Source organism: Rhizobium aureum, assembly GCF_030182495.1.
Taxonomy (GTDB): Bacteria; Pseudomonadota; Alphaproteobacteria; order Rhizobiales; family Rhizobiaceae; genus Rhizobium; species Rhizobium tropici_C.
Genome location: NZ_JAQJCI010000001.1, coordinates 39807 through 61153 on the forward strand (window position 1 = coordinate 39807; position 21347 = coordinate 61153).

The following is a 21347-nucleotide window of genomic DNA, read 5'->3' on the forward strand; positions in this document are numbered from 1 at the left end:
CAGGACGGACGCGATGCGGTGGTTTGTGTTCATTTCCGTTATCGTCACATCGATCACCTTGGCTCCAAGCCTTGGTCACGCCGCCATCAGATTTGCCCACTTAAGAGCCTCGAACAGCGATATTTTGCTGATCCAGGGAACGTTTGAACCGGGTGATCTCCCTGATAAGCTCGAAGCCGAGGTAAAGAGCAGCACTCCGAAGTTTATCGCTTTCAGTTCAACCGGCGGCGACGTCGACGCTGCGATGGAATATGGCCGAGCAGTTCGTCGCCTGAAACTTTCGACAATTCAGGTCTCGGGGTCAAAATGTGAGGCTGCATGCTTGTTCGCGTTCGTCGGTGGCGTTCAGCGCTTTGCTGAAGACGGGTCGCTGATTGTGAACCGAAATCTTCGGTCGCCCGGACCGACTGGCCAGCAGGAAAACGCCGATAAATTGAAAATCTACTTCACGGAATTGGGCCTCGACCCAAGCTTTCTCCCGTTTGTCACCGGTCTTGCCGACGGTGATCGGCGCGTGTTGTCGCTGGTCGACATGGCGGGCTTTGGGATCGTAACTGGGCAGCCTACCCCCTATGTGGCACCTTCGGCCGAAGAGACTGCGGTGCCCGACGAGAGCCCTTCGACAATGGCGAACGAGGCCGCTCTCCAGTTCTTTCAGGAAATGCAGCGGACGTGGTCGACCAACGAAGGAATGTTGTTCCTCGCCAACAACTATGGCGATTCCGTTATTTATTACGGATCTCAACGTTCGAAGTCAGATGTTCTCACGGAGAAGCAACAGTTTGCGATCCGTTGGCCGGTTCGCATCTATGCAATACGACCGGGGACCGCCCACGCATCTTGCTTCGACACCTGCGCCGTCTTCGCCATCGTCGACTGGTACACATATAGCCCGGCTCGAAAGAAATCTGCCTCGGGCGTGGTGAATGCCGTGATGACATGGGATCCTGTGACCCATAAGATTTTGGCCGAGAACGGTAAAATCACGACCAGTGATAAGTCCGTCGTGGGCCCTGATCGAATTATTCGTCGATGGTTGACCGACAGCGCGGTATGTTCGCTTACTTACTCGCAGGACGCATGCAACTCACAATCACAGCTACTCACGCAACTGGCCAGCGGTGGCTGGTGCCGAAGATCCGATTCGACTTGGGGGCAATGTACCCTTCAATAACTATCGGCCGCCCTCTCGTGGTGGGGGCGAATACGTGTTCCGCGCCTTGAGGGCGGGTTTAGCCATTTGAAGCGAGACGGGGCGCTGACTAAGGAGTTCTTTCGGGACCCATCCAACGGCTGAAGGACCGCCCGATACGCGGACCCATCCGCCTTCGCTCTCAAGGACAACGAGCAAAGCATTTTGCCCGATGCCTCCAAGAGGCACGTAGTTCGGCCCCGGACCTTCCCGAAACTGGATGGGCAGCTTCAAATAAGCGAATTTCGGCTCGGATGGAGCGACATAAGGGATGGCTGGTGGTTCAATTGGCGCGACTGCAGGAGATGTGTCGGGTGCTGTCGCGGCCGCAATGAGTGTTTCGAAGGCACCGGGATCAGGAGTTTCCACCCGGTCAGGTTGAGGACCGTTGGCCGATGTTTGGTCAATCGCCGGTGTCGAGACTTGTGCACTCGGAGCCGGAGTTGGGGTCTGAGTAGCCGACGCTTGGACGGGTTGAATACTTTGATTGGAACTGGACACAGCCATTGTTGACGTCGCGTTAGGCGTCTGCGGTGGAATTTGCCCAGGCCCGTTGCCGAAAACTGCCTGGGTCGTACTTGGCTTCGTCGAATGCCCAGCATTTTGGAATACGCTGATTGCAATAGAAAGCCCGAAGATAGCTATGACGATAAACGCTACAGTGCGAATATTGCTTTTTGGCTGCGGCACCGCCGGGACAATGATACCTGGCGAAGTCGGTTGTGACGGCTGTGCCTCTGTCGGCGGGATTGCTTTTGGGGCTTCCGACGCTTCCGCCTTTGCCTTCGCCAATGCCCGGCAGCCCTCAACAAAACCAGACAGTTTGCCAACTTGTGAGAATTCCAGCACCTCGTTTACGCCGCTGTCGCTTTGTAAATGGAGGGTGTCGTAGAGACAAACGGGCAGTTGTCGGTTATTTCGAAAGCGTCGATCAGGTCCGCCGCTCTTGTTTGGATGCTGCCAAGTGTGATCGACAATTTTTGCGTCGCGTGGGACGTGGCCATCTTCAATCATCCGTGTTTGTTGCCAGCGAGCACGCAGGTCAGAATAAGATACCGCTCCGAAGCGCGAATTGTGGGCGATCAAGGCTACGTCAGGCATAAAGTATATGACCTGCTTGCCGACATGCATCGAAGGCGGTGTGATGTTGCTCTTTATGACCTTCGGCAATGCGTAGGCGAGCTTCGTAGCTGTGCGCTTAATTATATAGGAAGCGCCCGCATTCCTTTTCCAAGTCGTCAGGTCGTTGACCGCACCGCCAGCCTCGATGTGCCATTTTCCGGCGCAGGCATTCAACGCGTCAAACGCCGCTATGGTATCCTTGTAGGCCTGCTCAACGGGGCCATCGATATCGTAAAACAGCACGGTAGAGCGACGATAAGAGTCGATCCAAGATCCAATAGCCCAGGCGGGTAGGGCGGCGACCAATACCCAAATTCCTACAGTCGATGCTTTAACAAGAAGGAAAATGCCAAGGAGAGCAAAGAGCCAGCCGAAGATGACAGACATTCGCCATTGGCTGGCCTTCGCATTGATTTCGTCGAGCAGGTCGCTGAAATTTTCGTCCCGCATCTCCATGACGTCACCGGACTCGATTTCCACCATATTGACGGTGGATTCTTCGAAGGTGAGTGGTGCCGTAGGAGGTGATTGTATCGCAGCATGACGAAGTTTGCCTGCAGAGCCAAGTGATGCGCGATAATAAACGCCGCGACGGCCAGCGTGAACGTAATGACCTCGTGGCCCAGTACCAAGGCGAAGCCCTTTCACGCCGACAGAGACACCGACGCCGCCCTTGGAGAAGTTAAATCGGAATGGCCCCGCCTTTACCGACTTCCGAATGTAAAATGGCATGCCACCCTCGCCACTGCAACGGATGGATGTTACACGATTTTCTCTTTGCAACGAACGGCTTTGTTGCCAAAATTCCGAGCTTTAGCGATGTCGTCACAGTCGTCCGCCAATGTCTTTTCGCCCTTGTTCAAATTGCTCGCGCGACTTTTTTTACAGCGTTACACGAGTTCGTTTGGGTATTCGGGACAAAAAGCTAAGAAAAGTAAGCTCCGCGATAGAAAATTGTCTAGTGAAACGCTTGTGGATCAGTAGGTTGGACAAATTCAGAGAGGGTCATTGGTTCAACTCCTCTCACCTCAATAGATTTGATGTTGATTGTGGTATGCAGTTTCCAAAAAGCATCGTAGCAAAGCTCGGTGCCAATACTAGCGCGCCTTGATTTCGGTCGTCTAGGTCCGCCGCGGCCGCACCCCGGAAGCCGACGTCCGCTTCATATCACACCTGCCTTTGAATGTGTCGTCAAAACCTTCCTTCCTCGCCTCACGGAGCGTCACCTACGGGAACTGAACCTGCAAAAGCGGAAAATAGCCGAGACGAAACGAAGTTGAGCCGGCAAGCGCTGGTAGTACGCGTGTCCGGCCTAGAGGCAACTTTCGGGTTGTGGTAATAATGTGCAGGGGGGAGCTAATATGACCGGAGAAAAGGCGCGTCTACGTACGCTCAACATTCGATTACTGCGTGAAACCCGAGCTATTGGCGACGCATTTTCACCAACTTTTGCCCAGGGAAGCGACAGGGCTCTAGAGCAGCGACCTTGGAATGGCGTAGAAGGCGCATCCCTTTTTATCGGGCAGATCTACTCAAACCCGCCATCTTGGGTGGAATTTCTAAGCTCGCAAAGTCCGGACCTACCAGCAGACATTTTTGCAAGTGGCGCTGGAGCAGTGATCTTCTTGCCGGTCGGAGATCGAATTGCCGCCATCTGCTTTGGGCATGTCCATATCGCCCTTAACGACGATGCATTCGAGCGCCAGTTCGGATTAAAGGTCACGCTCAATACGGTTTCTAGAGGACAGCTTCGAACGCTCGATCTTGCCACGCCTGACGCCGTGACATTTCAAAAACGCGTACAGGCAAGCCGGGATAGCGATTTGCAAGCTTTTGGCGTGGACATGTTGCGCGACCTAGCTCGGGTTGCAGGCGGTACGCCAACCAACTTGAAATTTGCTCGGTTCGTAGCGGGAAAAGATAGTCTGTCGATCACCTGCGAGGTCAAAGCAGACGGTCTCCAGCAAAAGTGTGCCGAGGTAGTCAAAGCATTCAAGAAGGTCGACTATCAGAGGGAATTCGCCTGGGTCGACAACATGCAGATCGTCCATGAGAAGGACATTATCGCCATGCTCGACGGGAAACTTGAAGAGGCCTTGGGTGAGCTCAGAGTTGGGCAATCCTCTCAGCTCCACATGTCGCCCCCGGAAGTTGTCAACTATACCGAAGGGAACGAGCTTCATTACAACGGATTTGGTTCGCATGGCACGACGTTTCACAGCCTTTCGATCGAAGATTATGTAGCCGAACTAAACCGCTGCGATTTTGACGGTGATTTTTCCGAAGTGAAGGCCAATCATCGCATCAAGGCCAAGGGTGATGGCGAGGAGGAATTCAGTGAAAAATGGAGGGTCTACGATTGCTTCGTATTTGAGGCATCAATTGGAGCTGGGGACAAGGAAAAGCACTATGTTCTGTTCGCAGGCGATTGGTACGTCGTCGAGAAGCGCTTCAAGAAGCTAGTTGAGGATTATTTCAACGCGCTGGAGAAAGTCACGATTATTGGAGCGACAGAGTGCGCAAATGAGCGGGATTTGATCGCGGATCTTGAGGCAAACCGGCGGGATTTGCTGAAGCTTGACCAACAAAAAATCAATCCCCAGGGAGTGCAATACGGCAATCTTGAGCCGTGCGACTTTCTCTCCAAAAACGGCGAGTTCATCCACCTCAAAGACGGGGAATCCTCCGGACCAATCAGTCATGTGTGGATGCAAGGGGTGGTTAGCGCCGAAGCCTTTGTAAGCGACGCGAAGTTTCGCAAGACTTTGCGATCAAAAGTGAAGGGCCTCGGCGACGGTTTTGAAACACAGCTCCCGAAAAGCACAGAGCGCGTCGACCGAACCAAATTCAAGGTCGTCTACGGCGTAATGCGGAAGCCCTATGCGGATGGAACGCTTGGACTTCCCTTTTTCAGCAAAGTTAGTCTGCAAGCTGCCGCGCAACGCATTGAACAGTTCGGGCTCGCAATTGCTATTGAGCTGATCGAAAAACCTGCCGGCGAGGTCGCATCTGGACACGACTAGCCGGCTCCGGCCGACCAGGCAATCTTCACACCGAAGCCGGCCGGCCTCCTCCCGCGCCCGGCCAAGCCAAAGCCTCGTACCTTTAGATTAGCGCGCGCGCCAAATTTGGCCGACAGGCGGTGGCTGAACGCATCTTAACGCAAGTCCCGGCCGAAACCTGCCAGGCCGGCAACGACCCCCATCGGCATTTCCGAGAGCAAGTAGCTGCCTGTACACGGAAATTCGACGCGAACGTATCGTCTGAACTACGGGGTCGGCGGTTCGAGTCCTTTCAAGAGCATACCGAAACCTCCAGTCATCCGGCAATATTGGCCCCTAGTCTTGAGCTTGTCAGTGAATGACCGGTGAGCGAGAGTGCCCTGGCGCACTTGTTGGCGGGGTCGTTTTCCCGGTGCACATCCCTATTCGCTATTCGCAACCATGCTCCTCTTAAAAGACTTGAACAAAGGACTAGCCTCTAAGCAAGCCTTGATTGATAATTTGATTCGTTAATCGTCAAAATCATCAATGATCACACGACGGCTCGGCTGCGATCGTGCCAGTTGATCGACTCCGACGCTTGCGCCCAGAACCTCGGAATACTTGTTTAGGGAGTATTTTCGACATGACGGACATCATAGTCGCCGAAAAGACGTCGAAAACGTTCCGCCAGCGCCGCCGCTATCCCGGGATGCTCGGTTCGATGCGAGGCCTCTTTTCTCCCGAGTATACCGAGATCAAAGCTGCCGCCGGGCTTTCCTTCTCCATCAAGGCTGGAGAAGCTGTGGGCTATCTTGGGCCGAAATGGGGCCGGAAAGTCAACGATGATCAAGATGATGACCGGGATCCTCGTGCCCTCGAGTGGCGGAGTGTCGGTCCTTGGGCGCGTCCCGCACAGGGAACGCATGGCCAATGCGCAAGAAATCGGCGTGGTGTTCGGCCAGCGGAGCCAGCTTTGGTGGGATCTGCCGGTCCGGGATAGCTTCGAGCTTAGCCGTCACATCTACGATATCACGCAGAGACGCTTTGACGGTAACCTCAGTATGCTATGCGGCATGTTGGGTATATCGGCCTATCTCGATAGGCCGGTTCGGCAACTAAGCCGCATCAGCTAAATCAAAGCATCTGCTGCAGCGCTTGCGCGGACCAACCAGAGCAAACGAATGCCGACAACTCTTAAGCTGACAAAAATTTTGTCCATATGCTCTGTCTTGATTTTGTTCCTGCTTGCGGCGATCGCAAACGCACAGTCGTGGCAAAGCGTCGATGCCGCTTCGGTCGGCTGGTCGGACGAGGGATTGAAAGCCGCCCGCGACCACACGATGGCCGGCGGCAAGCCGACTGCCATCATAGTGATGCAAGCTGGCAAGGTGATTGCAAGTTGGGGCGACCCTGGCCGCAAGGTCGACGTTGCCTCTGTCCGCAAAAGCCTGCTGAGCGCCCTCTACGGCATCGCCGTTTCAAAAGGTCGGATCAGGCTCGAAAGCACGCTTTCCGAGCTGGGCATAGATGACAAGCTGCCATCACTCACGGCGATGGAGAAACAGGCAACCGTGCGAGATTTGCTCATGTCGCGGTCAGGCATATATCACGCCGCCGCTCATGAGACTGGCGAAATGCGTCGCAACAGGCCAGAACGCGGGGGTCACGCTCCGGGCACTTTGTGGTGGTACAACAACTGGGATTTCAATGCGCTCGGCACGATCTACCGGCAGCAGACCGGAGAAGATATTTTCCAGAGTTTTTATCAGCGCATTGCCGTGCCGACCGGCATGGAAGATTTCTCACAGGCTGACGGCCGTTACTCTCTCGAAAAATCGTCTGTCCATCCGGCCTATCCGTTCAGGATGAGCGCGCGCGATCTTGCCCGCATCGGTCAGCTATATCTCGACGGAGGGCGATGGGGCGGCAGACAGATCATTTCCGAAGCGTGGGTGCGGGAGTCAACCACACCCTACTCGCACACCGACCGGGGTAACATGGGATATGGCTATCTTTGGTGGACGTTAAATCCGGATATCTTTGGATCCGGCGCAGCGATTGCGTCTGGCTATGGCGGACAACAGATTGCGATTATTCCTTCTAAGCGTCTGGTCGTCGTCCAGACCGTTGATTCCGGGAGGAAGCGAACAAGTCAGTTCGTTGACTTCCTGCGTCAGCTCGTAGCTGCTGCCCCCTGACGCGCTTGCATGAAGTTGGTGGTGAGGACAGAGGATCAATTCGATAAGCGGGGCCTTGCCGGGTCCACGCTCCTTCATATCCTGTTGGGCGTTTTCATACCGCTTTTATCCGCCACACCGAAACTGCCCGAGCAGCAGGAGCAGAGTATAGAGGTGGAAATCGTGACCCTTCCCGGATCCGCTCAACAGGAGAATTCGGTGCGCCAACCTTATCTTCCGCCTGCACGGCAGGGCGAGGGCATGCCGGCGAACACGCCCGAGATGATGTTGAAAACACCGGCAGTTCCCAAGTCGATCCCGAACGAAGCTCATCGTCTTGATGAAACGCCGACGATGGTGAAGCCGTCGCGCATGTTGTCGGAGAAGGTGTTGGACGATCCAAGAAGCCGAAATAGCAGACAACAGCTTGCGATGCTCAGGCCTGCAGATCAGATCGAACAACTATGCAATTTGGAAGCCATGGCTCAGGTCGGAGTGTGGAGCGAAGAATATCAGCCGGATCGCGTCGTGGCCTATGCGATGACCGATCCGAAATTATCGGGGAACACCTTTTCGGCGGATGGGGCTGCGCTGCATAGTAAGGGCGACTGGTATAGATTACGATTCAGATGCGATCTCACCCCGGACCATAAGAAGGTGGCCGCTTTCGAATTTCTCATGGGCGAGCCGATACCGAAAAAGGATTGGGCTGACCATAGTCTGCCCGAAGAAGGTCGCTCGCTTGATTGAGCATGCGACTGCCGCATGAACCGACCGGGTTCAACATTATCCGCGCGTCTGTTTAGTATCTTGATTGACGCTCGGCGACAGGAAGGTATTTGAGTTGCGGTTCAAGCAGCGCGGCTATCGGAGCCTGACGCTCAACGCCTCGCCCCTGCTAGGAAAAACCACTGTAACGCCTTCCCACTGTGCTTGACCTGAGCCATCACAGCCGTACTCGTGACACGCCGCCGCGATAGTTTCCCCTCCGGCTGAGAACACGTCAACAGCCACGAGCACGTCTCAGTTCCTGGACACCGCCCGTGGGATCGCATCCGAATCTTCCCGTAGTTTCCTGAAGGAATGAACCGCTTAATTAAGCGGTTCAATGCGGCGGGCTTGCGGCGCGGCCTCCTGCCGATACCCGTTAAAAAAGCGGCCGCCATGCCTTTCCAACTCGCTTTCGGCGAGCGCGGTTAGCTCAGATGCATCGCCCGACGCTGCTTTTGCAAAGGCGCTGTTTAAGGCGTCGGCCAATCCTTGGTCGAATCTGGCAAGCAAACGGGCCGCCCATTTTCCGCGCCCCGACCATGCTCCTCTGCCGATCAGCATCAAGTCAACGAGCTGCGGATAAAGCATGGCTGCCAACCCGGCTACCTCTGCCGCCGGACGGTCGGCACGTAGATCATCGGCAATATCGCTGATGACGTAGCGCATCCTGTCATAGGCCGAGTCCGAGAGAGGCTTCGGACCCAGAGCTAGCAATCGTTGCGCTTCCCTCTGCATTGCTCCTGCCGCTATATCTTCATTTCCGATGATTATGCCAGTAGCCACCATGTTGACGATGATCGGGCATCCGCTTTGTATGTCGTTGTCCATAAAATATCGGAGCGTCTGGGAATCATGCACGAAAGCCTCCACGGGAAAACCCGATATTTCGAATGACTCTCGCCATGCTCTTGGCAGATTGGGAAATACGACCACAAGATCGATGTCGGAATAATCGTTGCCTTCGCCGCGTATGATTGATCCTGAGGCAAAGGCGAAACAAGCGCCTGCAAAACGGGTCGTCAGGCAGTCAATCGCGACGTCAAGGGCACGCGCAGTGCGATGTCGATTGCTCACTTACCACTCCTCGTTTGACGGACGGAGCGGGCGCAAAATAAAACCCCGCTCGTGCCCGGCGGGGTTGATCCACTTATCAAATGAACAGGTTTAGTTCACGACAAGACCAACCACCGCATTCGGGCGGTCATGGAGGTCGATGAAGTGGAACGCATTCTGCTCATTACTTGAGGTTACCCGCGTCGTATTCTTCAGTCAATCCGCCGCGATGAAGGAGATCACCTCTCGAACGCAAGTCGCGGACTTTTGCGATGTGTGAAGTTTGCAGATTCAACGCTATGATGCCACTGTATTTGCCCGGTTTTGGCGACGTAGCTTCCCAACCTGGACTGATGCGCTAGATTGAAAGCGATACGCTGCCGAGCAACAGGGCGAAGGTTCAGAATGAACGACCGGCAACCATTCGATCTCAAGGCCTATCTGCGCGACAGTGCAACAAAACCGTGCTTCATCTGCGGCTTGGTCGGGAATGATCCCTCTTGCTTTCATCATCGGATTTTTGAGGACGGCGAAACGATTATCTTTTTGAGTAAGTACCCGACGTTACCTGGTTACTGCCTTGTCTGCCCGAAAGAGCACCGCGAGGATTTGGCTCATGATATGTCGACGGAAGAATATCTCCGGCTGCAGGAGAAGGTGCACCTATTGTCTCGCGCCCTGAAAAAGACATTTCATGCCGAGCGAATGTATGTGCTTTCGCTCGGCAGCCAACAAGCCAACAGCCATTTGCATTTTCATGTCGTACCCTTGCCTAGAGGTGTGCCGCTTGAAGAGCAGCAATATCATGCATTGATGGCTGAGTACGGGGTCCTACGTATACCTGATGACCAAATGGCGCAAATGGCGCGGCGGATCGCTGAAGCGTACCGTGCTGAGCTGCCCGCATCATAGTTTAGCTTTAGGCTTCCCATGGAACTTGCGCTTCAAAGCCATACTCGCGGTGTCCTATGACATCAGCATGCGAGATCGGCAACTTTGATACGAAAGGATGATCGTCAGGCTGGCGCGCTCACCAATTCGGCCAACGATAGTATTTTTGATTGACGGATCTCCAGTCCAAGATGATCGCCGAGATAGTGAACCGGTAAACGAAAACGTCCTCGATTGAGCGTGCCTCGCGGAAACCGGGCATCACCACACCAACGCGACTGGTCTACCATTTGAGACGGCTGTTCGACAGGCTTCAAACAGGTCCTCTGCGCATTCGTCGAACAGCGGTCGAGGGTCGTTCGGGTTGCGTTCTATCCAAACGCGCAAGGGATTTATAAGTTTGGCCGCATCGGCGGGCGCAATGAGGATGTGATCGCTCGCTGTCTCAAGCGCCTCATCAATTCCTCGAACAACACTCTCGACTTCAGATCCGGCTCCTTCCGAAATCTCGACTAACACCGCCTCAAATGGCGTCCCGGATTTGTCGCGTCCGACGAACGGTGGACAATGAATATTGATACCACCCATAATGGCGCGCCCCTCTTGCTCGGCGAAATGCTTGACAGCCAACCATGATATCCACAAATTTGGGGCGAATGCCAGCGGGCAGCATGTCATTCGCTTGCTCTGGCGCACCCTATCAAAGCCTGACGCTTAACGCCTTGGTCGTGCCAGGAAAAACGTCCGCAAAGGCTCTCGCCGTGCTTGACTTGATCTATCAGCACCGTACTCGGGTGGGACTCCGCCGCGGCAGTTTATGCTCGTTGAAGAACACGGCAAACTCACGGGCGGAATCTCGCTGGCCAAAGCCTTTAGCCTAGTATTCCGCTCCCATCCGCAAACGATCCCAAACGGGACTGATTTCGAGCAGTGTAGCTATACCGGGCAATTGTGCCACTCCCATCCTCGATCCTAATCCATGGTTGTGGTAGGGCAGATGATCGCAGTGAGTAGCGAAGAGGCTCCATGACGAAGTTCGATATTGATGGTGGTCGCATTGCATCGGTTGCCTGATAGCCTCGCGCCGCTCACCGTGCCGAAACTGCGGCGACTGCTCTTCGCGCAGATTCCTTCTGATCTTGCCGATTGGTTGGATTTTGTGGCGCTAAGTGCGCTCGTGGCATTCCAATGGCAGCTTGGACCTGTGGCGGTCGCGAGTTTAACCTTGGCGCTAGCGTTGCCCTATGTCGTTCTCGCCCCCGCCGTTGGCGTTTTGGTGGATCGCGCCGATCAACGAACGCTGCTGGTAGCGAGTAACGTCATACGGGCCATTTCGACGGCGGCATTTGTTTTGGCGCCAAATCTTGTTGTGCTCCTCATCTGTGTCGTCATCAAATCCAGTGCCGACGCTTTGTTCACGCCGGCAAAGCAAGCGGCAATTCCACTTCTTGCGACCCGTGATCGATTGTTAGCGGCAAATAGTCTCAGCCACGTCATCAATCAGCTAACCAAGATTGTTGGCCCGGCCTTAGGTGGGGTTCTGACTGTATTTCTCGACCTGCAGCAGATTTTCTTGGTGAACGCGGGCCTGTCGCTGATCGCAGCCCTGATTCTCTTTGGTTTGCCGAGCGGTTTGCGCGCAGATCGCAGTGGGGCCGCTAAGGGAAAATTTGGCCAGGAGTTTGCCGACGGCCTGAGACACGTTCTGCGTAAGCCGGTCCTTGCTACCGCCATTGTGGCCATGGCTCTCGGCTATTTTCTAATCTTCCTGTACGACGGCCTGATAGCGCTCCTGGTCAAGGAGATCGGACTTTCGAGCGCCTTGCTCGGAGCTTCCGTTGCGTCCGCAGGAGCCGGCGGAGTAATCGGCGCTTTGCTTCTGGGACAGTTCTTCGGACAGCGCGATCCTTTTCAGCTGATGATCGGTTCGGGCCTCGTTGGCGGGCTGTTAATTGCCGTGATGGGCCACGTCGGACGCGGCGATATCGAGATGTCTGCCGTGAGTTTTTGTGCACTCCTGTTTGCCACAGGTTTGGCTAGCGCCGGCTTTTTTGTCCCCTACCGCGTGGTGCTGCAGAAGGAGACACCGCTTGAGCTTTTGGGACGCGTTGCCGCGGTGGGCGAGGGGCTTAGTGCGGCAGCGATGATGACTGCGCCGCCGCTTGGAGCCGCACTGGCGGAATCTGCCGGGATATCTGCACCATATTTGATCAGCGGCTATGCCACCGCCTTATTGGCATGCTCGTTGCTCATCGTGAGACGACGAACGGACGCGAGAGGTAAAGATTTTGACGCCAGGCAGCAGGACTAGCCGCCAAATCTTCCCCACGTGCTGACGCGACGTCAAAGGGATGCTGCCTATTCTATGGACGGAGAACTGGTTGAATAAGACTAACCCCTCGATCGCGACTGGGAGATACCGGGTGTTACATTCCCGACATGGAGAATGCCTAACGTCGCCTAATGACCCGCACGCTATTCGTCCTCCTCATCCTGGCATTCACCCAAATTACCGGTTGGGGCGTTATTGGCTTCTTGCCGGTGCTTGCGCCTGCAATCGCCGGCGATCTGCACGTACCGCTTCCGACGGTCTTTTTTGGTACGGCCACCATGTATGTTGTGATGGGGCTCGCGGCACCACTCATTGGCAAGGCGTTCCGGCGATTGGGCGGAAAGAACGTCATGACTGCGGGCGCCGTTCTGATTGCCGCCGGCCTTGCGATCGTGAGTGTCGCTGGTTCCATTGCGACCTATCTTGCAGCCTGGGCGTTGCTGGGAACTGCCGGTGCGATGTTTCTGACAACTGCCGCCTACATTTATCTGTCAGATTACGCCGATGAACGGGCGCGCGGTATGATCGGTTCGCTGATGCTGGTCACCGGACTCGCTGGAAGTGTCTTTTGGCCGTTGACAGCCTATCTTCAGCATCTCGTGGATTGGCGTGCGACGATACAAATCTATTCCGCAATCATGATTGTTCTTGTGACGCCCCTCATCTCCTTTGGACTTCCCGACGTGCGCGGCGTCTCGAAATCCGAAGAACCACGGAGCCAGGCTACACATCGAAGCAAGGTCTTCTGGTTCTTTGTCACAGCGATTGCGTTGAACAGCTTTGTCACCTACGGGATGGAAGCGATCGGCATTGAATTGTTTCGTGCACTTGGTGCGGAGCAATCTTTTGCCGTCGGTATAGCGTCGCTGATTGGGATCCTCAAAGTCTGCGGCCGTCTGATCGATCTCCTCGGCGGCAAACACTGGGACGCCCTGTCGACAGGGATCGTCGCGGGAGCAATGATTCCTCTTGGGCTTCTGGTACTCCTGCCCTTTGGTGGCGCGGCTGCGGCGGTAGTCGTGTGCCTTCTGTTTTTTGGCGTCGGCAGCGGCGCCTTCGCCGTGGCGCGTGCGACCATGCCGCTCGTCTTCTTTAGAAAATCGGAATACGCCGCTGCCATGTCGGCAATCGCACTCCCGATGAACCTGACCAGTGCAATCGCAGCCCCGATCCTGTCCGGTCTCCTGACCGCCTCCGGCACGCTCGCGACATTGACGCTGCTGATCGTCTGCAGCACGATAGCGCTAATTCTGCTGGTAAAGCTTGGCGGCTTGAGAAAGCAGGATCTTGCCCCGACTTCGTAAAATTCGGCGCAACCACGGTGGAAGTCATTTTTATCGCGGACAATGGCAAATAGCGCTTCTGCGGTGACGTATTTCGTCGAGGAAGGAAGCAAGGGGAGCGAGGAACGGCCTCACGAACCTGCAACTACTGCTATAAGATGACCGATAGACAATTCGATTCGCGCCCGCCCAGGATTCCACAAATTGCAGACATTTTCTTCACATCAGTTTGCCTTGCTTAGGGAATGGCAGGGTCGGAAATATGACCGGGACAGCCCCGATCACCAGCGCGTTTATCAAGAGCTGAAAACCGCATACGACCTTACCAAGCAGTGGGCTGATGGTGTTCTTGCCGCCCTTTTTCTATCGGGAACCGTCACCTGCCGGCGGCGGCCGACCAATCAGGGAAACAATTTCGAGCGGTACAATTGGGCCCGGATATACCCGACGAAAAATGCGCCTGAACAGCTGGCTTACACGGTCGGAATCGAGGCCGAAGGTTGCTTCGTGGTCAAGATTGACACGGTCCATCTCAGCGATAGTGACCCAATCCGTAAAAAATATGCGGAGATGCGCGGCCCCTATGACAACTCTTCCCGGATAGTGGCGATGCTGTCGGCGGCAGATGGAGTGGACAGGCCCATCTCGGACCTTGTCGCCTGGAGCGTCGGAGAGATCAACAAGTTTTCTCCGGGTTACGATGAATTGGCTAAAGCACTGGGCCTTGGATCCCTTGACGATGGGGGAATCCTTCGCCGGTTCGACGGAAAGGCCGCCTTCAAAAATGCCCGTGCGTCATGGACGCCGCAGGAGACCGAACTCTTTTGCCGCCTAGCGCGGCTGGTGCATGAGCGCGACCTTGATTGGTGGCATATCGACACGGACATCGAGGTCCGGTTCGGCCGCAAGGAGCCAGGCAGCGAGCGCGCCATTGGCGTTCTCGGGACTGTTCACGGGCGCGCGTCTCGGACATTAAGCCTCAGGCACGACCTAGGAGATCTGTCGAAGTTCACGCGGCAGCCGGTGACGGCGGATCTCGTAAAGCAGCTTGAGGCTGCCCTTTCGTCGCGCAGCGCCGTGCTCCTCGATTGGGCAGCCCCCAGCCAGGACCGCCCCGGCTATTGGCCCGATGAAGCGTCGTTTGAGAAGGCCGAGGGCGACGTCGGGAGTGCGGGCGATGACATACGGCCCTCCGCTAAGGTAAGCTCGCCATCTCCACGGAACATCATCTACTACGGCCCGCCAGGGACCGGAAAGACCTTCGCAGTTCGCCGTCTGATCGAGGCCGACTATCAGGACACGACGGCGACACACGACGCCGACGAATGACGCAGAAGCTTCATTGCGGAGAAATTCAGCGAGCTCCGGTGGTGGGAAGCGATTGCTGCCGCGCTCTACGACCTGGGCAAACCTTCGAAGGTGACCGAGATCCGGGACCACCAAATCATTCGAACAGTGGAGGCCGCGAACAACAACAATCATGTGCCGTCGACGATCTACCGTGTGCTTGCATCGCATGCGATTGCCGCGGCGCAGGGCGAAGCGCACGCGCCGATCATTTTCGAGAAAAGCGAAAACGCGCTTTGGAGCCTTGCTGGCGAATGGAACGAGGCCTGCGGCGAGATCATCAAGCTCGTCGATAAGCTCCGCCTCGGTCCTCCTGCAGGCAGTGTTATCAAGCGCTATGAGTTCGTCACCTTTCATCAGTCGTATGGGTATGAGGAATTCGTCGAGGGCCTGCGACCGCTCCTCGACGGGGAAGGCGAGGGGAGTGGCGTTGCCTACAGGATCCGCCCCGGCGTCTTCCGCGTGCTTTGCGAGGCAGCCAAAGCCGCACCGGATCACCGTTTCGCAATCATCATCGACGAGATCAATCGTGGCAATATCAGCAAGATCTTCGGAGAACTGATCACTCTGATCGAGGTCGACAAGCGCCGGGGCATGAAGCAGGAGATAACGGTGACGCTTCCCTACTCAAGCGACAAATTTTCCGTGCCGGCAAACGTCGACATCATCGGCACGATGAACACAGCCGACAGGTCGCTCGCCCTCCTCGACACGGCGTTGCGCCGCCGGTTCGATTTCAAGCCGGTTTATCCGGACAGCCGCGACGAAGCGGGCGCCCCGCTACAGGGTCTGCGAGTGCAAACGGAGGAAGCGACGATCAATATTCCGCAGATGCTTTCATCCATCAACGAGCGGATTGAAGCCCTCTATGATCGTGACCATACGATCGGCCACGCCTACTTCGAGCGTTTGAAGGACTGCCCAGATGGGCTTGAGCGGTTTGAGGCACTTTCGGCGATTTTCCGGGCGAATATCGTACCGCTGCTCGAGGAATATTTCTTCGAGGACTGGCAGAAGATCAGGCTCGTGCTCGGCGATAACCAGAAAGAGCCGCTGGCACAGTTCGTGGCTGAGGTCGGCGATGCGCAAGAGGAATACCGGAGGCTGTTCGGCGCGAATTCATCGATAGATTCCTTCACCGCCAAGGCCAGGTTCGCTCTCCAGCCCGGTGCGTTCTCTATGCCATCGGCTTATGTCGGCATATACAAGATCTTCCGCTGATGGCCTATCCGAACCCCGGTCGCACGCTCACGGTCCACGAATTCGACATGCTCGTCGGAGAGGACGCGGCGCAGTCAGGGCAGAACGCAGCGGCGGTTGTTCCGAACCATGTTTTCGAATGGCTTCAACAACAATGCCTGGCCCAGACGGAGGGTAAGGGAGCGAGGTGGGCGCGGCTGGCGCAGCGCGGCGGCCGGCTAGTCGTGCAGGTTACAAACTATGTTGGCGTGATCCGCGCGCCGGGCGGCGTGCAGATCGAGGTCTTGCCGAAGGTCGGCCGCGCTGGTGGTGCCGACGAAAATTGGGCACGGCGCCTGCTGATCCGCATGCTCTCCTGCCTCGGTCCGTTTCGGCATATCAGGACCGCCCGCGCCGAGCTCGCCGCGACCAGGATGTCGCTGCTCGAGGTTTTCGTGGCTGAATTCCTCGATGCGGTCTCCGCCGTCATCAAACGCGGACTCCGAGGGGCTTATGTAACACGCCAGGGCAATCTGCCGTTTCTGCGGGGCAAGCTCATGATGTCTGATCACCTCCGACACAACCTTGTTCGCGCTGACGCCTTTTTCACAGAACATGACGACTTCTCCACCGATCGGCCGGAAAACCGGCTCATCCACGCCGCGTTGAATGAAGTGATCGCTCAGTCGGTTTCGCTTGAAAATCAGCGCCGGGCGCGGGAACTGCGCTTCGTCTTTTCCGATGTCCCTCCAACCGGCGACTTCGCCGGAGATCTCAGGAAGCTGCAGCCGGACCGGAGCATGATCCACTATGGCGAGGCACTCTCTTGGGCTGAACTGGTTCTGACCGGCTTCTCTCCTTTGACGGGCGCCGGCTACAGGTCAGCGTCGTCACTGCTCTTTCCAATGGAAATGCTTTTTGAGGCCTATGTCGCCAAACACCTTGAATATGCGATCGACCCCACCTTGCGGCTGAAGGTTCACCCGGCGACCCATTATCTCGTCGAGCACGAGACGGAGCAATGGTTCCGGCTGGAGCCCGATCTTGTCGTCCGGAAGAACGGTCGAAACATCGTGGTGCTTGACACCAAATGGAAGTTGCTCGACGTCATCGAAACAATGCGGAAAGAGAGGTACAATCTTTCGCAAGGCGATTTCTACCAGCTCCACGCTTATGGCCACACCTACCTGGAAGGGCAGGGCGACGTGGTGCTCGTCTATCCAAAGACGGAGGCGTTCCCTCGCCCGCTTGAGCCGTTCATCTTCCCGAATGCACAAAACCTTCGACTTTGGGTGTTGCCGTTCTGCCTAGATACCGGGACACTGGTATGTCCTGCTAACCAGCCCGATAGAGCTTCCTTTCCGATGATCCTGCGAGTGCATTGCCACGCTGCCTCTATTTCTGGAGCAAGCTAGAGGCGTGCCCGCCGTTGTTTAGCAGTCAAAAGTGAGAAATTGATCCCGTACATCGTTGTGGGCATGCCGCCAAACGATGATTAGGTTACAACCCCTCATCGTTTGCTCGCTCTGGAAAGATGCCGATTGCGCGCCGGTGGTCGTGCAGTGCAGCCTTCCAGTCGTTCAAAATAAGGCAGCATCGGTCGCAAGTCTCGTGGCCGCAAAGGCATCGCCGATGTGGTGGGGCGACAAGTTATTGCAAGATTTGATCAGTTGGGCTCCTGACCAAGGAGCATAATGCATAGTGCTTCGACTCTCCCGGCAGAAGCTTGTCGCTTCTATTCAAAAGGTCTTCGTGTTCATCCACGGCGGATGGTCGCTCCAGCCCTACGGCCGGGCCGATCTCAACACAAAGTGAGGAAGACCCCGATTAATGCAAAACGGCGCACGAGGCACCTTTGCCGACAAATGGCATCTTGACGACCTTGTCGTATCGATCAATGGCAGGAAATACTGACTGTGGCGTGCCGTCGATGCCGAAGGCTTTAACGTTTCCTATGACTTAAAGGTCAGAGCGGCACAGCAAAGGCCGCTGAGGACGTCGAAAGAGCAACCATGATTGTTCGCGCACCAATCATGTTCCGCCGTTTTCGTGTGGTTGGTCGGCTTTTATCGATCGGAACTAATCTTGCTCTATCCTCCGAGTGAATTTTGAAAACTACATTTTTGGCGTCAAAATCCTGTTATAGGGCAGCTTTGCTTTCCAGGCTGCCTGCGCCTTCTTCACGCGCTTGCTAGATCGGAAGACCATTTTTTGCGGTACGGTTTGGGCAGCCAGCACCTCATGCTGGAATTTAGCTATAGCGGCTAAAAGCTGATCGGTTGTAGCACCGGCGACGTTTCCACCAGTCCCGGAGTAATAGCTGTCACCAGGCTCAATATGGACACCTTTGTATCCGTTCATGGCCCGCAGTACCGGTAATGCTGCCCACTGTTGTGCTAGCTTCAATGCAAACGCGTCAATGGCTGCCTGCCCACCGTCAGATTTGATGAAAGTATCTCCGCCACTAACGGCCATCAGAAGATGGTAGCCGATCTGGTCCTGTCCGTCGGGATTGAACATACTGTCATTGGAAAGCCCCGAAGCTGCGTAGTTTCCGCTAAGGGTGCTCTGGATGATCTGATATTTACCACATGCGTTTCTCGCGCCCAAGCCGCCTTGGTAATCGAGCACATCAGCGATGGTCATATTGGTAAGCTGTGGGTTGTTTTCGTTTCTCACGCGATCGACGACCGCATTGTAATTTCCCGCGGCCTCGTACTTCCCGATGAAGTCGAGTAGGCCCAGAGCGCCCAACCGCATATCGGGACTCGCTCCTCCGATAATCGCGTCCACGACCGAGGTTTGTACCATGCCGACAAGTCTTTGCGTGACTGCGCGCTTGGCGCTTTCGAATTCGGCCTGCACAGCGCTAAACACCGCCGCCTTAGTCGTCTGTTGTTGTGCAGGGAAGAGCTTCGGGCAAGCCTCAATGACGCTGTTAGGAATCGCGGGGGTTATCGCTGATATCGGATCAGGATCGTTCATTTGTGCCAATGCGACTATGTAATCGTCGCCAATGCGATGGCCGACCCGCAAGAGCCAGGCCGCCGGGTCGGCGGTTCCTGCCGTTTTCAAGATTAACTGCAGCCGATTGGCACGGATTGCAGCGAACAGGCACTGTGCTTGAGGGGTAAGTCGGTCAACGGTGGTGTAACCGCGAACAAGTTCCGCGTATCGCGTATCGTTCAAAAGCGATTCCCACACGTCCTCATCGAAGCGGTAAGGCCCAATCTCACCGGTCAAGTCAGCGTCGGCCCCATCCCGTCCCTGCCTGTCAGTATTTGTCCAGCCGCTTTCAGCCCACGCCAACAGCAGCAAGTATTCGACATTCATGCCGCCAGCGTCCAAGAAACCCGAAAGTGCCCGCGCCCCTAAATCGCAGTCCTCGTAGAATTCGAGGTCTCCGATCTGCGGTAGGGCAAATCCAGGTGTTGGGTCCGCAATCTCGTTCAGGTCGCCGTCGTTGACCCACCAGATGGGTGTCGACTGCCCCTGGACCGTGACCGGTCGTCGATCGTTTTGGACATTTCCTTGCCCCTCGAACCGCGCGAACCCTGGTCCCATCGTCACCTTCGGATCCTGGCTCGTGGATGTTTCATAAAGCTTCAAGAATGGACGATTCGCCTCATAGATCATTTTGATGCGCCTCCTTTATCTAGCTTGGTCAGAAACTCTTGGTCTATGTAGTCGCCTTTGAGATTCAGCTCTTTTCGCTTTTTGCGGATCGCGTCACGAAGCGGAGGTTCTACGGTCGTCGCTCCTGTGCTGACAGAAACGTTGAGCGCGTTTGCCAGAAATGCGATCTCTCTGGCTCGAACTCCCGCGACTTCGGACGACGGCGTGCCGGGGCCAAGGGAAAGGGCCGGCGAGTCATAGAGGAAAGCCCGCTCGTATGCGCTCTTGTAACCGAGAGACGCGCAGCTTTTTGTATTCAGCAGATATTTGACATCTTTGTCCCCAAGGCCCTTGTTCAGATCACTGTCGGTTACCTGGGTTGACGCGCTTCCTGTTCTCCAAGCATTGATGGCGGCTCTGGTGGCAGGACCGAATCCGCCGCCCGTTGTAGTGCACAATGCCGACTGGAGCTTTTTGACCTCTGAGTCACTCAGAGCCTTTTCGAACACTCCCACAGCATTGTCCGCTGGTGGAACTTTTGGAGCAGGCTCAAGTCCGTTGCCCGGGTTGAACTTTTGCACCTTTTTCACGGTGCCGGTAATTCCTGCGACAACCCTCAGGGCGTCGGCATCGAAATCCACTCTCCTCCCGTCTGCGCCGGCGGCAGCAAGTGCGTTAAAATCGGAGTTGATGGAAATGGGAGTGCAAAGCCACTGATATTCCCGCCATGCCCTGACAACCTGTGGCTGTGATGAAATCCCCCCAGCGGCGGTGGCCCGACTGAATGCCTGCTGTCGCTTCTCGACGACGCTCATGATGTTCTCAATCGTCATGCTCTGCAGAGGATCTATCATGGATGCGTCGTAGAACGCGTTTGCCGCCGAGGAGGATAGAACCAGGTACGAGAACAGTTTTGGCCCAGCGCTTTCCAAGGTGAAAACACCACTTATGAATGCCTGTATCAGGGAATTTGTACTTTTGAATTGGCTTTCACGAACCCGCGCTTCGAAGACGATCTGAATGTACTGTCTGCAACCGAGATCTATCTCGTTGTAGCCCGCTTGGAGCAGCGCTTGGTAGCCTTCCGGCTTCATGCTTCCGGGGCAACCCGAGTATTCTCCGTACGATGAGTATGACAAGCCCGCGTCCCTGCACATGACCTTCATGTAGGCGAATAGCTGGGAGGACGATATTGACGCATGCTGGGCGTTCAGCTCGTAGCCTGGGCCCCTCAATAGATAGGAACCGTCATTTGCCTGACACGAGGCTAGCGCGAGGCCAGCTAAAATTGCAAGACAACGCGCCAGCATGCTTCACCTCGCTGGATGGAAAGTATAACATAGCAACCGCCTTGCTAATTTCAGAATTAGTACGTTAGAATCGCACTGGAGTCTGCGGCCT

At 55.7% G+C, this 21347-nt stretch carries 15 protein-coding genes and 1 pseudogene; 11 read left to right on the forward strand and 5 right to left on the reverse strand.

What is annotated here, in order from left to right; translation table 11 throughout:
- Nucleotides 1-13: 13 nt before the first annotated feature.
- A complete protein-coding gene (locus PH552_RS00205; protein WP_285165273.1) occupies nt 14-1174 on the forward strand; it encodes a COG3904 family protein in 1161 nt (386 codons plus the stop codon).
- Here the strand turns inward: PH552_RS00205 and PH552_RS00210 are convergent, their stop codons facing one another.
- Nucleotides 1175-3046 carry a DUF4236 domain-containing protein gene (locus PH552_RS00210; RefSeq protein WP_285165274.1) on the reverse strand — a complete coding sequence of 624 codons (1872 nt, stop codon included), beginning with the start codon at nt 3044-3046 and terminating at the stop codon, nt 1175-1177.
- 629 nt (nt 3047-3675) lie between these two features.
- Between PH552_RS00210 and PH552_RS00215 the strand changes: the two genes are divergently transcribed.
- From PH552_RS00215 to PH552_RS00230, 4 genes and pseudogenes are all read left to right on the forward strand, one after another.
- The gene (locus PH552_RS00215; protein ID WP_285165275.1) at nt 3676-5337 is read left to right on the forward strand and encodes a DUF6119 family protein; all 1662 of its coding nucleotides are present in this window, start codon (nt 3676-3678) and stop codon (nt 5335-5337) included.
- A gap of 604 nt (nt 5338-5941) precedes the next feature.
- Nucleotides 5942-6419: pseudogene (locus PH552_RS33690) on the forward strand (ATP-binding cassette domain-containing protein); the annotation flags it as partial.
- A 60-nt stretch (nt 6420-6479) separates the two neighbouring features.
- Nucleotides 6480-7496, forward strand: coding sequence for a serine hydrolase domain-containing protein (locus PH552_RS00225; protein ID WP_285165277.1), 1017 nt, complete (start codon nt 6480-6482; stop codon nt 7494-7496).
- A gap of 9 nt (nt 7497-7505) precedes the next feature.
- A complete protein-coding gene (locus PH552_RS00230; RefSeq protein ID WP_285165278.1) occupies nt 7506-8225 on the forward strand; it encodes a DUF930 domain-containing protein in 720 nt (239 codons plus the stop codon).
- A gap of 342 nt (nt 8226-8567) precedes the next feature.
- Here the strand turns inward: PH552_RS00230 and PH552_RS00235 are convergent, their stop codons facing one another.
- Nucleotides 8568-9320, reverse strand: coding sequence for a nucleotidyltransferase domain-containing protein (locus PH552_RS00235; protein ID WP_285165279.1), 753 nt, complete (start codon nt 9318-9320; stop codon nt 8568-8570).
- 384 nt (nt 9321-9704) lie between these two features.
- Here PH552_RS00235 and PH552_RS00240 point away from each other — a divergent pair, with 384 nt between their 5' ends.
- Nucleotides 9705-10211, forward strand: coding sequence for an HIT family protein (locus PH552_RS00240; RefSeq protein ID WP_285165280.1), 507 nt, complete (start codon nt 9705-9707; stop codon nt 10209-10211).
- 240 nt (nt 10212-10451) lie between these two features.
- Here PH552_RS00240 and PH552_RS00245 read toward each other — a convergent pair whose 3' ends face one another.
- Nucleotides 10452-10820, reverse strand: coding sequence for a hypothetical protein (locus tag PH552_RS00245; protein ID WP_285165281.1), 369 nt, complete (start codon nt 10818-10820; stop codon nt 10452-10454).
- 415 nt (nt 10821-11235) lie between these two features.
- Here PH552_RS00245 and PH552_RS00250 point away from each other — a divergent pair, with 415 nt between their 5' ends.
- The 5 genes from PH552_RS00250 to PH552_RS00270 all read left to right on the forward strand — a co-directional run bounded on the left by PH552_RS00250 (nt 11236) and on the right by PH552_RS00270 (nt 17746).
- Nucleotides 11236-12501 (forward strand): MFS transporter, encoded by a 1266-nt coding sequence (locus PH552_RS00250; protein ID WP_285165282.1) that lies wholly within the window; start codon nt 11236-11238, stop codon nt 12499-12501.
- A 152-nt stretch (nt 12502-12653) separates the two neighbouring features.
- The gene (locus PH552_RS00255) at nt 12654-13826 is read left to right on the forward strand and encodes an MFS transporter (RefSeq protein WP_285165283.1); all 1173 of its coding nucleotides are present in this window, start codon (nt 12654-12656) and stop codon (nt 13824-13826) included.
- Between the two features lie 183 nt (nt 13827-14009).
- Entirely contained in the window at nt 14010-15134 is a 1125-nt protein-coding gene (locus tag PH552_RS00260) for a hypothetical protein (RefSeq protein ID WP_285165284.1), read from the forward strand.
- Between the two features lie 90 nt (nt 15135-15224).
- Nucleotides 15225-16373: an McrB family protein gene (locus PH552_RS00265; RefSeq protein ID WP_285165285.1), complete on the forward strand. Its 1149-nt coding sequence runs from the start codon at nt 15225-15227 to the stop codon at nt 16371-16373.
- Entirely contained in the window at nt 16373-17746 is a 1374-nt protein-coding gene (locus PH552_RS00270) for an McrC family protein (protein ID WP_285165286.1), read from the forward strand. Before PH552_RS00265 ends, PH552_RS00270 begins: the two co-directional genes overlap by 1 nt.
- Nucleotides 17747-18446: 700 nt before the next feature.
- On the opposite strand, the gene PH552_RS00275 is transcribed toward PH552_RS00270, so the two are convergent.
- Together PH552_RS00275 and PH552_RS00280 are read right to left on the reverse strand one after the other, a co-directional pair.
- Nucleotides 18447-19967 carry a hypothetical protein gene (locus PH552_RS00275; protein ID WP_285165287.1) on the reverse strand — a complete coding sequence of 507 codons (1521 nt, stop codon included), beginning with the start codon at nt 19965-19967 and terminating at the stop codon, nt 18447-18449.
- Complete coding sequence (locus PH552_RS00280) at nt 19964-21256, reverse strand: hypothetical protein (RefSeq protein WP_285165288.1); 1293 nt, start codon at nt 21254-21256, stop codon at nt 19964-19966. The genes PH552_RS00275 and PH552_RS00280 overlap by 4 nt, the downstream gene beginning before the upstream one ends.
- Nucleotides 21257-21347: the final 91 nt, after the last annotated feature.

Bases quoted from the DNA above. Each gene is read 5' to 3' on its own strand.
- PH552_RS00205 (WP_285165273.1), top strand. From the start codon at position 14: ATGCGGTGGTTTGTGTTCATTTCCGTTATCGTCACATCGATCACCTTG.
- PH552_RS00210 (WP_285165274.1), bottom strand. From the start codon at position 3,046: ATGCCATTTTACATTCGGAAGTCGGTAAAGGCGGGGCCATTCCGATTT.
- PH552_RS00215 (WP_285165275.1), top strand. From the start codon at position 3,676: ATGACCGGAGAAAAGGCGCGTCTACGTACGCTCAACATTCGATTACTG.
- PH552_RS00225 (WP_285165277.1), top strand. From the start codon at position 6,480: ATGCCGACAACTCTTAAGCTGACAAAAATTTTGTCCATATGCTCTGTC.
- PH552_RS00230 (WP_285165278.1), top strand. From the start codon at position 7,506: ATGAAGTTGGTGGTGAGGACAGAGGATCAATTCGATAAGCGGGGCCTT.
- PH552_RS00240 (WP_285165280.1), top strand. From the start codon at position 9,705: ATGAACGACCGGCAACCATTCGATCTCAAGGCCTATCTGCGCGACAGT.
- PH552_RS00250 (WP_285165282.1), top strand. From the start codon at position 11,236: ATGGTGGTCGCATTGCATCGGTTGCCTGATAGCCTCGCGCCGCTCACC.
- PH552_RS00255 (WP_285165283.1), top strand. From the start codon at position 12,654: ATGACCCGCACGCTATTCGTCCTCCTCATCCTGGCATTCACCCAAATT.
- PH552_RS00270 (WP_285165286.1), top strand. From the start codon at position 16,373: ATGGCCTATCCGAACCCCGGTCGCACGCTCACGGTCCACGAATTCGAC.
- PH552_RS00275 (WP_285165287.1), bottom strand. From the start codon at position 19,967: ATGATCTATGAGGCGAATCGTCCATTCTTGAAGCTTTATGAAACATCC.
- PH552_RS00280 (WP_285165288.1), bottom strand. From the start codon at position 21,256: ATGCTGGCGCGTTGTCTTGCAATTTTAGCTGGCCTCGCGCTAGCCTCG.